General features: G+C 63.0%; 12 protein-coding genes. 3 read left to right on the forward strand and 9 right to left on the reverse strand.

The window, feature by feature from the left end; all coding sequences use genetic code 11:
• Window positions 1–6: 6 nt before the first annotated feature.
• Both gltX and HMPREF3092_RS04090 read right to left on the reverse strand, forming a co-directional pair.
• Complete coding sequence (gene gltX, locus HMPREF3092_RS04085; RefSeq protein ID WP_070423921.1) at window positions 7–1,479, reverse strand: glutamate--tRNA ligase; 1,473 nt, start codon at window positions 1,477–1,479, stop codon at window positions 7–9.
• A gap of 18 nt (window positions 1,480–1,497) precedes the next feature.
• On the reverse strand, window positions 1,498–2,307 hold the full coding sequence (locus tag HMPREF3092_RS04090; RefSeq protein ID WP_070423922.1) for a fumarylacetoacetate hydrolase family protein: 810 nt from the start codon (window positions 2,305–2,307) through the stop codon (window positions 1,498–1,500).
• Between the two features lie 18 nt (window positions 2,308–2,325).
• Here HMPREF3092_RS04090 and hrpB point away from each other — a divergent pair, with 18 nt between their 5' ends.
• The 3 genes from hrpB to glsA are packed head-to-tail and all read left to right on the forward strand — an operon-like array spanning window position 2,326 to window position 6,954.
• Window positions 2,326–4,767: an ATP-dependent helicase HrpB gene (hrpB, locus tag HMPREF3092_RS04095; protein WP_070423923.1), complete on the forward strand. Its 2,442-nt coding sequence runs from the start codon at window positions 2,326–2,328 to the stop codon at window positions 4,765–4,767.
• Window positions 4,764–5,648: a 3-methyladenine DNA glycosylase gene (locus tag HMPREF3092_RS04100; RefSeq protein ID WP_070423924.1), complete on the forward strand. Its 885-nt coding sequence runs from the start codon at window positions 4,764–4,766 to the stop codon at window positions 5,646–5,648. The genes hrpB and HMPREF3092_RS04100 overlap by 4 nt, the downstream gene beginning before the upstream one ends.
• A gap of 31 nt (window positions 5,649–5,679) precedes the next feature.
• Entirely contained in the window at window positions 5,680–6,954 is a 1,275-nt protein-coding gene (gene glsA, locus HMPREF3092_RS04105) for a glutaminase A (RefSeq protein ID WP_070423925.1), read from the forward strand.
• A gap of 170 nt (window positions 6,955–7,124) precedes the next feature.
• On the opposite strand, the gene HMPREF3092_RS11300 is transcribed toward glsA, so the two are convergent.
• The 7 genes from HMPREF3092_RS11300 to HMPREF3092_RS04135 form a co-directional block, all read right to left on the reverse strand.
• Window positions 7,125–7,271 carry a GPGG-motif small membrane protein gene (locus HMPREF3092_RS11300; protein ID WP_176745689.1) on the reverse strand — a complete coding sequence of 49 codons (147 nt, stop codon included), beginning with the start codon at window positions 7,269–7,271 and terminating at the stop codon, window positions 7,125–7,127.
• A gap of 199 nt (window positions 7,272–7,470) precedes the next feature.
• Entirely contained in the window at window positions 7,471–8,199 is a 729-nt protein-coding gene (locus HMPREF3092_RS04110) for a glucosamine-6-phosphate deaminase (RefSeq protein WP_019174780.1), read from the reverse strand.
• Between the two features lie 51 nt (window positions 8,200–8,250).
• Window positions 8,251–8,934: a maltokinase N-terminal cap-like domain-containing protein gene (locus tag HMPREF3092_RS04115; protein WP_070423926.1), complete on the reverse strand. Its 684-nt coding sequence runs from the start codon at window positions 8,932–8,934 to the stop codon at window positions 8,251–8,253.
• A 31-nt stretch (window positions 8,935–8,965) separates the two neighbouring features.
• Complete coding sequence (thyX, locus tag HMPREF3092_RS04120) at window positions 8,966–9,751, reverse strand: FAD-dependent thymidylate synthase (RefSeq protein ID WP_070423927.1); 786 nt, start codon at window positions 9,749–9,751, stop codon at window positions 8,966–8,968.
• A gap of 152 nt (window positions 9,752–9,903) precedes the next feature.
• Window positions 9,904–10,383, reverse strand: coding sequence for a hypothetical protein (locus tag HMPREF3092_RS04125; protein WP_070423928.1), 480 nt, complete (start codon window positions 10,381–10,383; stop codon window positions 9,904–9,906).
• Window positions 10,384–10,439: 56 nt separating this feature from the next.
• Entirely contained in the window at window positions 10,440–11,570 is a 1,131-nt protein-coding gene (locus HMPREF3092_RS04130) for a lipoate--protein ligase family protein (RefSeq protein ID WP_070423929.1), read from the reverse strand.
• The gene (locus tag HMPREF3092_RS04135; protein WP_070423930.1) at window positions 11,563–13,710 is read right to left on the reverse strand and encodes a prolyl oligopeptidase family serine peptidase; all 2,148 of its coding nucleotides are present in this window, start codon (window positions 13,708–13,710) and stop codon (window positions 11,563–11,565) included. Before HMPREF3092_RS04135 ends, HMPREF3092_RS04130 begins: the two co-directional genes overlap by 8 nt.
• Between the last annotated feature and the right edge of the window lie 41 nt (window positions 13,711–13,751).

The following is a 13,751-nucleotide window of genomic DNA, read 5'->3' on the forward strand; positions in this document are numbered from 1 at the left end:
CGTGAATCAGCCTTCCAGGTGGTCGAGCAGACCGCGCAGGCGGCCCAGCGTGACGTCCTTGCCGAGGATTTCCATGGATTCAAACAGCGGCGGGGAAATGCGACGGCCTGACAGTGCGGTGCGCAGCGGGCCGAACGCAAAGCGCGGTTTGATTTCCATTTCCTCAACGAGCTTGGTCTTCAGCACGTCCTGCAGCGTGTCCGTGGTGAAGTCCTCCAGCGGTTCCAGCACTTCGATCGAGGCGCGCAGAACCTCCGGCGCGGTTTCGCGCAGCGTCTTCAGCCCGTCTTCGTGAAGTTCGAACTTATCTTCATCAACAAAGAGGAAGCTCATGAGGTCCGGAGCTTCACTGAGCAGGTTCATGCGGGTCTGCACGAGCGGCACGGCCTGACGCAGCACCTCGAGCTGACGTTCAGTCGGCTCTGCGTCGATCAATCCGGCGTTCTGCAGGAACGGCAGGAGCCTGCGGCCGAACTCGTCTTCGTCAAGCATGCGGATGTGGTCGGCGTTGATGGCCGTGGCCTTCTTGACGTCGAAGCGCGCCGGGTTGGGCAGAACGTCGTGGATGTCGAAGGCTTCGAGCATTTCCTCGACCGTGAAGACGTCGCGGTCTGCGGCAATCGACCAGCCCAGCAGCGCCAGGTAGTTGATGAACCCTTCGGGGATGAACCCGTTGTCGCGGTGGTGGAACAGGTTCGATTCGGGGTCGCGCTTCGACAGCTTCTTGTTGCCGTCGCCCATGACGTAGGGAAGGTGGCCGAACTCGGGGGTGAATTCAGCCACACCGATGTCCTTGAGTGCTTCGTACAGCACAATCTGGCGGGGAGTCGAGGACAGCAGGTCTTCTCCGCGCAGCACGTGGGTGATGCCCATGAGCGCGTCATCAACGGGGTTGACGAGCGTGTACAGCGGCTGGCCGTTGGCGCGCACCACCACGAAATCCGGAACGGAGCCGGCTTTGAAGGTGATTTCTCCGCGCACCACGTCGGTGAACGTGATGTCCTCATCCGGCATGCGCACACGCAGAACGGGTTCGCGGCCCTCAGCGCGGTAGGCCGCCTTCTGCTCTTCTGTCAGGTCGCGGTCATAGCCGTCGTAGCCCAATTTGGGGTCGCGGCCGGCTGCGCGGTGGCGAGCTTCGGTTTCCTCCGGTGTGGAGAACGATTCGTACAGGTGGCCGGCTTCTTTGAGCTTCTGGATGACGTCCTGGTAGATCTCGCCGCGCTGGGACTGGCGGTAGGGGCCGTGGGGGCCGCCCACGTCGATGCCCTCATCCCAGTCCAGGCCCAGCCAGTTCATGGCTTCGATGATCTGCTGGTAGGACTCTTCTGAGTCGCGGGCGGCGTCGGTATCTTCGATGCGGAAGACGAATGTGCCGCCGGTGTGGCGTGCGTAGGCCCAGTTGAACAGGGCTGTGCGCACCATCCCGACGTGCGGGGTTCCGGTAGGCGAAGGGCAGAAGCGAACTCGTACGCTCACGTTTTTCCTTTTCTTGTTTTAGGCGTCCATGGCTGGGTTGGACAGCAGTCCCAGCCCTTCGACTGCAATGTTCATGCGCTGGCCGGCTTCGACTTTGCCGACACCGGCGGGGGTGCCGGTGAGGATGATGTCGCCGGGCAGCAGGGTGATGGTCTCTGAGATGGCTTCGATAAGTGCGGGGATGTCGAACACCATGTCTGCCGTGGTGCCGTCTTGGCGCAACTCGCCATCGACCCACGAGCGCACTCGCAGGTCTTCCGTGTCGAGTTCGGTTTCGATCCACGGGCCGACCGGGGTCGAGGTGTCGAACCCTTTCGCTCGGGCCCACTGCAGATCAGTTTTCTGCAGGTCGCGCAGGGTGACGTCGTTGGCGACGGTGTAGCCGAGCACGTGCTTCAGGGCGTCTTCACGTGAAACCTGTTTGGCCACGCGCGAAATGATGACGGCCAGTTCGGCTTCGTAGGACACTTCTTCGGAAACCGCGGGCAGGCGGACGGGCTCATTCGGTCCGACGATCGCGGTGTTGGGGATGAAGAAGAACTGCGGGCTGGCGGGAACTTCGTTGCCGAGTTCCCGTGCGTGGTCGGCGTAGTTGCGGCCGACGGCGATGATTTTGGAGCGCGGGATGATGGGTGCGATCAGGCGCACGTCCGCGTAGGGCAGGCGTTCGCCGGTGGATCCGGCTGGGCTGAAGAAGGGGTCTCCTGACAGGACCGCGATTTCCAGGCCCGATGTGTCGAAGGTGCCGTCGTCGGCGGGTTCGGGAACCTCGCCTTCGAGCACCCCGTAGGTGGGTTCGTCGTTGTGGACAAATCTGACAATGCGCATGCCCCTTAGTCTACTGGGGTGAGTGTTTTCGACCTCGAGGCCATTGGCCGTGGACTTCCGGCGGCTTCTCTTGTCCCCCGCTTGGCTGAAAGCTGTGCTTCTGGGCCGCTGCGCGCGGTTGTCGAGGCGCCTCCCGGCACGGGCAAGACGACGGTTGTGCCGCCGGCGGTGGCGAACCTGGTGTCCGGCAGGGTTGTGGTGACGCAGCCCAGGCGCGTGGCGGCTCGCGCTGCGGCAGACCGCTTGGCAGACCTTTCGGGTGAGCGCGTGGGTCTTGCGGTGCGCGGTGAGCACCGCCGGGGTGATCGGGTTGAGTTCGCAACGACGGGTGTTCTTCTGCGCCGTCTGCTCAGTGACCCCGAACTGTCTGGCATTGACGCCGTTGTCATGGACGAGGTTCATGAACGCGCTCTCGAATCTGACCTTGTCTTCGCCATGCTGCGCCAGTTGGCTGATCTGCGCGATGACCTGAGCCTCGTGGTCATGTCGGCGACGGTGGACGCGCAGATGTGGGCTGGTCTTCTGGGTGAACCGGACGCTCCCGCACCTGTTCTGAGCGCCTCGGCTCAGCTGTTTGACCTTAAGCAGCGCTGGGCTCCCGGGCCGCAGGCCCTGGGGGTGCGCGGGGTCGAGTGGGACTTCCTTGATCACGTTGCCCGTGTTGCTGCTGATGAGGCTCACGAGGTGGAGCACGACATCCTCGTTTTCCTCCCCGGTAGGCGCGAGATCACCCGAGTGGCATCGGCTTTGGCTTCGCTGACGGACGCGGAGATCCTCACCCTGACGGGCAGCACCCCGGCACGTGAACAGCGCAGGATCACCTCCGGCGGCGGTGACCGGCAGCGGATTGTTGTTGCCACGAATGTCGCGGAGTCTTCTCTGACGGTGCCCGGTGTGCGCACTGTGATCGACGCGGGGCTCGACCGGCAGGTCCGCCTGGATTCTGTGCGCGGAATGTCCGGCCTGGTGACGGTCGGCGCGGCCAAGGACTCGATGGTGCAGCGTGCTGGCCGTGCCGCCCGCCAGGGCCCGGGAACCGTTGTCCGCTGTATGACAGAAGCGGATTTCGCAGCGAGGCCCGCACACGCTCCAGCCGAAATCACCACGGCGGACCTCACGCAGGCGGCCCTCGATCTGGCCTGCTGGGGTGCTCCCCGAGGTGAGGGTCTCGCGCTGCCGACTCCGCCTCCTGAGCCGGCTCTCGACCAGGCCGAGGCGGTGCTGACCAGACTGGGTGCTCTCGAGGCTGGCCAGCCCACGGAGTTGGGCCGACGGTTGGCCGCGGTCCCGGCTGATCCGCGGTTGGCGCGAGCTCTGTTTGACGGTGCGGATTTCATCGGTGGGACGGCTGCCGCGCAGGCGGTTGCGGTTCTGGCCTCGGATGTCCGCTCCCCCGGCGGCGCCTTGTGGAAGGGGTACCAATCGGTTCGTGGGGATGCCGCTTTCCGCCGGGAGGTTGACCGTTTCGCGAGCCTTGCCGAGGCGCAGGCCGGGCCGAATCTTGATGAGGCGGGTTTGGCTTTTGTCACCGCGCTGGCTTTCCCGGAAAGGATTGCTCGTGCGGTAGACGAAACGACGTACAAACTGGCCAGCGGAACCGCGGGCGAACTTCGGCGTGACAGCGCTCTGCGCGGCCACGAATGGCTGGCGATTGCGGACATCAGCCGTGCCGGCAGCCGCGCTGTCATCGGTGCCGCGGTGCCGATTGACTTTGAACAGGCCCAGTTGGCCGCAGATTCTCTTCTGAGTGAAGACGACATTGCCCTGTTTGACGGCACAACCGTGCGGGCGCGCAGGGTGCGTCGCTTCGGGGCGATTGAGCTGTCCTCCACCCCTGTCCAGGCGAGTGCCGAGGCCACGCGCCGCGCGCTTGAGGAAGCTGTCGAGGTTCGAGGTCTCGCCGAGGTGTTCCCGCTGTCTGAACAGGCGGAGTCGCTTCGCAGGCGCATGGCTCTTCTGCACCGCGAACTGGGCGAGCCCTGGCCGGATGTCAGCTTCGAAGCGCTGGCGGAGGACCTTGACTGGCTTGCCGCTGAGATCCCCGCGGTGGCGGCCGGACGGAAACCGGATATGGAACGGGCACTCACCGGCCTGCTGCCGTGGCCAGAAGCGGCTCGTCTGGATGAGCTGGCTCCCGAAAGGATCCAGGTGCCCAGCGGTTCGCGTCACCGCGTGCAGTACCCCGACGGAGACGAACCTCCCGTGCTGGCGGTGAAGCTTCAAGAGTGCTTTGGGTGGAAGACAAGTCCGCGAATCGTCGATGGCCGCGTACCCGTTCTGCTGCACCTGCTGTCACCTGCCGCACGGCCGCTGGCGATCACTGCCGACCTCGAATCATTTTGGAACGGCGCCTATTCTGATGTGCGTGCCGAAAACCGCGGCAAGTACAGAAAACACCCGTGGCCGGAAGACCCGTGGAACCACGTGGCAACCGCGAAGACCACAAGGAGACTGGAGTGAACCGGGAAACGGTCCTGGCGCCTCGTGAGTGGAGGGCGCTCAGAGACGCCCACGCGCAGGAGGTCAGCAGCCGAACCGCTGACCACCTGGCCCGGCGTTCCCGGGGTGAGAAGCACCCCGTGCAGGATTTCCTGTTCACCTACTACCCGTTCAAACCGGCCAAAATCGCGCAGTGGAACCCGGCCCCGGGAACCGCGCTGGCCCTTGAGACCGAGAACGACCGGCAGTACTTTTCGCGCCGCTGGTACACCGTGACCGATCACGCCCGGGTGGATGCCGCGCAGTGGTGGGAGGACCGGGGCCGCGGGGCAGTTTTCATCCGTGATCTGCTGCGCAGCACCTTAGGCCGCGAGGCGGCTCTGGGCTGTTTCGGTCTGCACGAATGGGCCATGGTGTACAAACTCAAGCCCGGTCAGCAGCGCCACGAAGACGTGCCCCTGCGGCTGAGCCAAGAGGAAACGGATAGGGTTGTCGAGAACCACCGGATTCGGTGCACCCACTTCGATGCGTTTCGGTTCTTCACGCCCGATGCGCGCGGTCTCAACACCCTTCAGCCCACGCGGGAAGGGATGAGGGCCAACGAACAGCCCGGCTGCCTACACGCCGGAATGGACCTGTACAAGTGGGCGATGAAGCTGCAGCCGATGGTTGAAAGCAGCATTGTGCTTGAGGCTTTTGACCTGGCGACCCAGCTGCGCACACTCGACATGGAGGCCTCCCCCTACGACGTTAGGCCGTGGGGCTATGGTGTTGTGGCCATTGAAACTGCGGCGGGCAAAGCCGAATACATGAAGCGCCAGCAGAACCTGTCTGAGAAGGCCAATAAACTCAGACACGCGATCATCGAATCCATCGACCGGGCAGAAGAGCTCGCCCAGTAACTCACCCTCAACCAGCTGAACTGAGACCACTATGAAAAGTCCTGTCAATTCCTTCCTCGAACGCATCTACGCAAGCTGTAAGAACGAAGACTCGGGGAACCTGGCGGACTATATTCCGGAACTCGCCTCGGTTGACCCGCACCGCTTCGCCATTTCGCTGTGCACTCCCGACGGCACCGTGTACTCCGCCGGTGACAGTGATGAGCTGTTCTCCATCCAGTCGATCTCAAAGCCCTTCGCCTACGCGTTGGCGCTTCGCGAGTGCGGCTACGACGCGGTCATGGCGGCTGTTGGCGTTGAACCGTCCGGTGACCCCTACAACGAAGCGTCCCTGCAGGAGGGCACGGGCAGGCCGGACAACCCCATGATCAACATCGGCGCAATTGCCACCCACGGGGTGCTGCGCGAAACCGTCGGCTGGGACGGCATCTATTCAGGACTGTGCGAATTCGCCGGACGCGAACTTGACATCGACGAAGCTGTCTATGAATCCGAAGTCAGTACGGGATGGCGAAATCTGGCTCTGGCGTCCCTGGTGCGGGCAAACGGCATTTTCGATATCGACCCCCACCAGGTTTTTGCCGGCTACATCCGCCAATGCGCTGCGAAGGTCACGGTGAATGACCTGTCCGTCATGGCGATGACACTGGCTTCCGGCGGCATCAACCCTGTGACGGAGGAGCGCGTCATTCCCGAATGGGTGTCGCGTCAGGTGCTGTCGGTCATGACGACGTGCGGTATGTACGACGCTGCCGGTGACTGGCTGACCGGCATCGGCATTCCTGCGAAGTCCGGTGTGGGCGGTGGGCTTGTCGGTGCGCTTCCCGGCCAGGTGGGCATCAGCGCTTTTTCGCCCAGGCTCGACTCCTACGGACATTCGGTGCGCGGGGTGAAGGCGTTCCAGCAGATGAGCGAGCAGCTGGACCTGCACATCATGGCCACGCCGGCTTCGACGGTCGAAGCTGTTTCGCAGCGCTCCACCACGGTTGAAGGCGATACCCTGATTGAGATTCAGGGCGTCTTGGACTTCTCGACCACAGAAATGGTGCTTCGTCACTTGGAGCAGATCGAACAGGACGACAGCGACATTGTGTTCGATGTCAGCTTTGTGTCCGCCATCCCCACGGTCGGCGGGGAGCTCATGGCCGAAGCGCTGCGCAGGCTCGCCGCCGAAGGACACGACATCACGATCGTCGACCCGCACGGTCGTCTGCCCCACAAGATCACTGCACGCTTCGACCTGCTCGAAGAACGCCCCGAGGGCTACGTCGACGGCTTGGAAATCCAGGAGTGGGAAGAAGCGTAGGTCTCTCCCCTCCCCGTCAGCCCCCGCTCGCCAGGTGACGAAAACCGGTCCTCCGCCTCGTTTTTCTCCCAGACCAGCAGAATTGCGCAGGCAATAGAAAAGGCGCACAGCTTGAAACTGTGCGCCTTTCGCGGTCTCGGCTAGCCCTCGGCTATACCGACCGCCGTAAGTCAATTGAAAATGCTGACACCACCGGGGCCGACCAGCAGGCCGACAACGATCAGCACAATGCCCCACAGCATCTGGCCGCGAAAGAGCGAGAACACGCCAGATACGACGAGGATCGCTGCGAGGATCCAAAGAATGATTGCGAGCATTGTTTCTCCTTATCGATGCTTGCGTATTTGTTTCAGCCTAGCCGGGTTCTCACTTAGAAGCCACATTCGCAGCGGCTTGCGTGAAATTACTCACTGGTTTCACTCACAGAATGAGGACACTCTGAGGCACGCTTTCGACACCAGCGACGACCGTGCATGGAACGCCGCACGGACCCAGCGCGGTCGCTCTCGGCTTCCCTCACAGAAGGCTTGCGGCGGCCTCGTCAAGGGCGAACACGACGTTCGGGTGGTTCTGCAGAACCGATGCGGGAACGTCCTCGGTGACAGGACCGCGAACCGAGTCGCGAACCGCTTCGGCTTTGTTTTCACCAAACGCCAGAAGGATGATCCGGCGGGCATTCATGATGGTTCCAATGCCCTGGGTGACAGACAGGATGGGAACTTCGGCGGTGTAGTCGAAGAAGCGCCTGTTGTCTGCTCGCGTCGACTGGGTGAGAGGCTCGACGTGGGTCACGGAGTCAAAAGGTGTTCCTGGCTCGTTGAAGGCGATGTGCCCGTTGGACCCGATGCCGAGAATCTGCAGGTCAATGCCGCCGGCGTCAGCGATTTCGGCGTCGTAGTCGTCAATGACGTCGCCCGTCGAGTGGCCCTCTGCAAACGGCACTCGCACGTTCTGGGGAGCGAGCCCAATCTGCTTGGTGACGTGTTCGTCGATGAAGTAGTGGTAGCTCTGCGGGTGCGTGGTGTCCAGGCCCAGGTATTCGTCAAGCGCGAAAGCACGCAGACGAGTGACGTCAATGCTGTCTGCCTGAACCCGCCGGGCGATTTCGGCGTAGACATCAGCGGGGCTCGATCCTGTTGCAACTCCCAGATTGGCCGTCGGGTTGTCGCGAATCATGTCGCAGATCTGGCTGGCTGCCCACACACTGGCTGCGCCTTTGTTTGCGAACACTTTGCAGTCGATCACGCTGAAATCCTTTCCTGCCGGTGTCGTGATTCTAACGGCAGGGCGAACAGCTTACTTCAGCAGGCGCGCAGAGACGTATTCATCTGCGCCGACTTTGACTTGCAGCTGCCCCGTGGGAGCCCCGAGAGCATCGACTGCGACAGGCGACAGAACCCGGAGGAAGCCGAGCTTCACCTCGCCGAAAACTGCCAACGTGAGATCGCCGACGGTGTCGATCTTGACCTGCACCCGGTCCGCTTCCTCGCCTTCTGGGAGGTCGGCGATTGTCAGGTTGGGTTCCGAGGTGCCCCACGCCTCTGCCACGTCCGTGTTCTGCTCAAGACCGCTGTCGGTCTGGAAGAACTCGTCGACAGAGCGCCCGCCGGTGACGATCGCACGCAAGGTTTCGAGAACACATACTGGGTCGGCTGCACCGTCATAGACCCAGCGGTGGCCAAGCACGGGGTGGTCCATTTCGGTGATGAGGTCGTCTTCTGCCCCTGCCAGCGGCGCACCGCGGTAGGTCACCGGCACCTGATAAATGGTGCCGGCGCCTTCGGTGGCCCCGTCATCATCGGCGACTTTGACCAGGTGGAACTCGACCCCCACTTCGCCCGCGGGGTCGTCAAAACGGAAGGAAGACACACGGCTCAGCTTGGTGCCGGGCTCAACGTTCGCCCACGGCTGCTTCGGCAACCACTCTTCGACCAGTTCGATCTTGCCGGGTGACAGTTCAACGTTGTAGAGAATCGCCATGGGAGCCTCCTTGCTCAGGCTTTTTACTGACTCAGGCTTTGCGTGTGCCGGGAATCCATTCGCCGTCTTCGACGGTGTAGTCAGCGAAAATCGCGGGTGCTTCTTCGCGCATGATCTGTCCGACCTTGTCGAAGATCAAGCGGATTTCTTCTTCCGCGCCCTTCGCGGTGCGCATTTCGATGACGTGGCGCAGTGTGCGCAGATTGGCGGTGAACACGATCCCGGTGGCCAGACCTTCGGGAGCGAAGCGGCGCATGAAGCTGGTCATGTGCTTCTTGTGGGTGAAGTTCTGGCCTTCTTCGTCGAGTTCAAAGTGTTCGGCCATCCACCGCTGGTGCTCTTCCAGCTGGTCGAGCAGTGCGAGGCTGCGCTCCATGAGTTCAGCGTCTTCGCGTGCCCAGTCGGGGAACCAGAAGGGAATGTCTTCCAGGCGCACGTACCGCAGGGATTCCTGCGAGTATGCAGCACCGGCACGGTGGCGGATGAGTTCGTGAGTGAAGACGCGCGACACGTTGTGGAAGATGAACGTGTAGTTGGCGTGCTCGAGAACCGAGCCGTGCTGGGATCCGATGACGTTGCCCAGGTACTGTGCGGAATCGGTGCGTACACGCGAAACGTTCGGGTTGAGGCCCGGCTCCCAGGATCGATAGCACATGCGGCCGGCGAACTCGAGCAGGTCTTCGCCGTCAGGTGATTCCTGCGTGTGGACGCGGTCCGACCATGCGGTTCCGCCGACCTCTTCGAGGTAGCCGGTCATGGCTTCCCAGTCGATGTTCGGGCGCGCAATGAGCTCTACGCGGGGTTCGACCTGGCGCACGGGCACTCCTCTGTCTGCGTCTGCTGTCTGACGTCGATTGTCTGTTCAGATCCTAGGCGAGGCCACTATCTGCGACAACAGGAGGTAAGTGCACTCGCTGCGCACAGCTCTCGCGGCGCACTGCCGAGTGTGCCTCTGCCCAGCTGAGCAGTTCAGTGCGACTGGATGTTGACGAGCGTCAGTTTGGGGTTGATGACCCACACCATCGCCGGAGCTCCCTGCACGGGACGCTGACCGTCGGCTGCAACGGAGCACACGCGCATGAGCGTGCCGCCGCAGTCGAGGATCACTTCGAGCTGCCCGCGCACCACCTGGCTGCTGGCCACGCGTGCCGGCTGGCCGGCTTCAGCTGCTGCGAAGTCTGCAAATGCGCGCTTCTGGCGTTCAATCAAACGGGCGCGTACAGGCAGTTTGCTGAAGGCGCGGGCACCAATGCTGCGGTCGGACCGGCCTGCAATGCGGTAGTCCTCGGCGCTCTCCAGGAGCACGCCAGCGTCATCGACGACAGCGGCGAAGGCGAACGGGTTGGTCCATGCGGCATCGGTCAGAAGTTCTGGCGGGTACATGGCACCCGCGCCGCGCTGGCGAGCGCTGGGGTTGTGAAGATCGCAGTCGAGGGTGTGTGCAGACATGCCTGCACCATGGCCCACGCGTGTAAAGCGTGAGTCACCCCAATGTGACGGCAAGGTTACGGAACCCTGTGAGTCCATTCTTCAGTCCCGAATTTCTCGGCGACCAAAGTGCGGGCGCGCTCCACCTCGTCAGGGGTGACTTCGCCCAGTTCCGCACCGGTGGTCTTTCGGAACGTGTCGACCATCGTGTCAATGACCTCTTCGCGCGGCATACCGGTCTGGCTGCGCAGCGGGTCGACCCGCTTCTTGGCAGAGCGGATGCCCTTGTCGGAGATTTTGGCTTTCCCCACGCGCAGCACTTCGAGCATTTTGTCTGCGTCGATGTCGTAGCTCATGGTGTCGTGGTGGAGGATGACTCCCCCGCCGGCGGCCAGGCGCTTCTGGGCGGCTCCGCCGATTTTGCCCTTGTCGGACGTGATGTCGTTGATGGGTTCGTAGAACGCGTTGACGCCCATGGTGGACAGTGCCTTGAGAACCCACTGGTCGAGGAACCTATACGACTCTTCGTAGTCGAGCCCTGCGACCAGCGACAGGGGTGCGTACAGCGAGAACGTGACACAGTTCCCGCCTTCCATGAACATGGCGCCGCCGCCGGATATCCTGCGCACCACCTCGACCCCGTGACGTTTGGCGCCCGTGGCGTCGATTTCGTTTTGGTACGACTGGAACGATCCGATGACGGCGGCTTTGTCTTCCCATTCCCAGAAGCGCACGGTTGGTCCGCGGCGGCCGGCGGCGACTTCGCGCAGCAGAACCTCGTCAAGTGCCACGTTTTCGCGGGTGGGGCGGACCTTGTCGTGGATGACTTCCCATTCGTGGTCGTAGAACTCGGTGGCTCCGGCCATGCCGCGTTTGAGTGCCCACGCGATGTCGTAGGTGGTCACTCCCTGCAGGTCGGGTCGCAGGGGGTCTTCGCCGGCTTCAACCAATTCGCGGTACACGGTGTCGAAGGCTGCGTCGAGTCGGGCGGCGATGTCGGCTTTGGAGTCGCGCAGGCCGACGCCTTCTAGCGCTGGCCCCAGGGCGGCGAAGGCTTCTTCGGGTTCGAGAAAGAAGTCACCTGAGATGACAACATCGCGGGCCAGGCCGTCGTCAACCGTACCGTCGACGATGACGAGTTTGCCGCCGGGAACTTTGCGCTGCGCCTGGAATGTGCGTGCCTTTGTTGTCGAATCTGCCTCAGTCATTGCGGTCCTCTCCTGTCAGTGCCCGCCACATGAAACGGTAGGTCAGTGCGCGAACAGCTGCGATCTGTTTGTTGTCTGATGCTGCCGAGTGTCCGCCCTGCGTGTCTTCGAAGAACCACACGTCGGGAATTTCTTTGGCCTGCATTTTTGCGGCCATTTTGCGAGCCTGCACTGGCCCGACGCGGTCGTCCGAGGTGGCTGTCCAGAACAGCACCGGCGGGTATTCGTCCCGCGGTGCCGCATCCAGCAGGTGGTAGGGGCTGAAGTGCTGGATGAAGTCCCAGTCGTCAGTTGCGGGGTCACCGTATTCAGCTGCCCAGGAAGCCCCGGCGGACAGTTCGGTGTAGCGCAGCATGTCCAAAAGCGGCACTCCGCAGCTGATCGCGCCGAAGAGCTCCGCGTACTGGGTGAGCATGTTGCCCACCAGCAGGCCCCCGTTGGAACCTCCCGAGGCGCCGATTGTGTCAGCACTGCCCACTCCCCTTTCGCTGAGGTCGCGGGCGACTGCTGCGAAGTCTTCGTAGGAGCGCTGTTTGTTTTCGCGCCGAGCGGCTTCGTGCCAGGCCGGCCCGTATTCGCCGCCGCCGCGGATGTTGGCAAGAACGTACACACCGCTGCGGCCAGCCGGAAGCCCGCCGGTGCCGTCGGTTGTCTGGTTGAGCCACGCGATGCCGCTGATAACGGCGTAAGCGGGAGTGCGGGAGACCTCGAACCCGCCGTAGCCGTCGAGGAAGACGGGGTTCTGCCCGTCGAGCACGAGGTCGCGCGGAGCCACTTGGAAGTACGGGATGCGGGTGCCGTCGTCGGATGTTGCGAAGTGCTGGGTGACTTCGAGGTTCTCAGCGTTGAACCGTGCCGGTGAGGTGCGCACAACCTGAGGTTCGGCAGTTGAGCCGAGTTCACCTCGTGCCAGTGTTGTGGGTGTTGTGAAGCCGCTGATGGTCAGCCACACGTCGTTGCCGATGGCCGGGTCGTCAGCGTCGACCGCGCCGATGCCGATGACGTGGTTGGCCGGCGCTGCAGGTGCGGGGACCTCGCTGAAGTCGTCCAGACGGAGCACGCGCAGCGTGGACTGCACGTGCTCCATGAGTGATAGCACCAGGTAGTCCTGTGTGACAGCCCACCCCTGAAGGGAGGTTGACGCGCTCGGTTCGAAGATCACCCGCGGGGCAGCTCCGACCAGGAAGTCGTCAAGTTTGGCTGCGGCGAGCGCTCCGGCTGGCACGTGGAATTCGGTGCCGTCTGCGGTGGTGCCCGCCCAGTCGGTGCGGGGGCGCAGCAGAAGGAGGTCTCGGTCGATGTCGACGACAACGTCATCGGGCACGTCGATCAGCTGCCATCCGGTGGTGTAGTCGCTGCCGGCATCGAGCGGGCGCACCCACAGGCGGGAACGGTAGAAGTCAATCGCGTCGACGAACACCATGCGCTCCCAGCCGGGTGTGTGGTCAACACCAACGCCGGCGAGGATGTGACTGCGGTCGACTTCGCCGATCTGCTGGGCCTCGCTCAGATTTTCGCCGCGCTTGAGGATGCGGGCGGTGGCCGGATAGGACGATTCGGTCATGGAGCCTTCACCGAAGTCCGTGGTGAGCGCCAGTGTGTCGTCGTCAACCCAGCTTGCGGAGCCCTTTGCTGCCGGGATGATGAAGCCGTCCACAACAAAGGACTTGCTGGGCAGATCGAATTCGCGGTGGGCAACAGCGTCGCCGCCGTCGGGACTCAGGGCAATGAGTGCGCGGTCATAGTCGCTGCGGCGCAGGCGCGAGCCGCGGAAAACCCATTCGATGCCCTCTTCTGCTGCGAGCGCATCGATGTCCAGCAGGATGTCCCATTCGGTTGCCGAGGCGTCGTCCCGGCCTGCCTGATAAGACTCCCACGTGGTACGCCGCCACAGACCGCGGGGGTGGTCAGCGTCCTGCCAGAAGTTGTACAGCCAGTCGCCGGCTTTGCTCACAAAGGGAATGCGGTCATCGTCATCAAGCGCTTCGCGCAGCTGTTCGGCGAGTGCCCGCGTGTGTGCGTCTGTGAATTCGGCTTGTGTGAGTTCGTTCTGCTTTTCCACCCAGTCGAGCGCTTTTTCGCCGTGGATGTCTTCAAGCCAGAGCCAGTCGTCGTGTGGGTTGTCCGGTGTGAGGCGCATGGTTCCACACTAGTCCTTGCGGGTGGGCTCTGTCTGGGGCC

It is taken from the genome of Brevibacterium sp. HMSC24B04 (assembly GCF_001806835.1).
Taxonomy (GTDB): Bacteria; Actinomycetota; Actinomycetes; order Actinomycetales; family Brevibacteriaceae; genus Brevibacterium; species Brevibacterium ravenspurgense.

Coding starts and splice junctions, on each gene's coding strand:
- HMPREF3092_RS04090 (WP_070423922.1), bottom strand. CDS start 2,307: ATGCGCATTGTCAGATTTGTCCACAACGACGAACCCACCTACGGGGTG.
- HMPREF3092_RS04135 (WP_070423930.1), bottom strand. CDS start 13,710: ATGCGCCTCACACCGGACAACCCACACGACGACTGGCTCTGGCTTGAA.
- HMPREF3092_RS04115 (WP_070423926.1), bottom strand. CDS start 8,934: ATGGCGATTCTCTACAACGTTGAACTGTCACCCGGCAAGATCGAACTG.
- HMPREF3092_RS04125 (WP_070423928.1), bottom strand. CDS start 10,383: ATGTCTGCACACACCCTCGACTGCGATCTTCACAACCCCAGCGCTCGC.
- glsA (WP_070423925.1), top strand. CDS start 5,680: ATGAAAAGTCCTGTCAATTCCTTCCTCGAACGCATCTACGCAAGCTGT.
- HMPREF3092_RS11300 (WP_176745689.1), bottom strand. CDS start 7,271: ATGCTCGCAATCATTCTTTGGATCCTCGCAGCGATCCTCGTCGTATCT.
- HMPREF3092_RS04130 (WP_070423929.1), bottom strand. CDS start 11,570: ATGACTGAGGCAGATTCGACAACAAAGGCACGCACATTCCAGGCGCAG.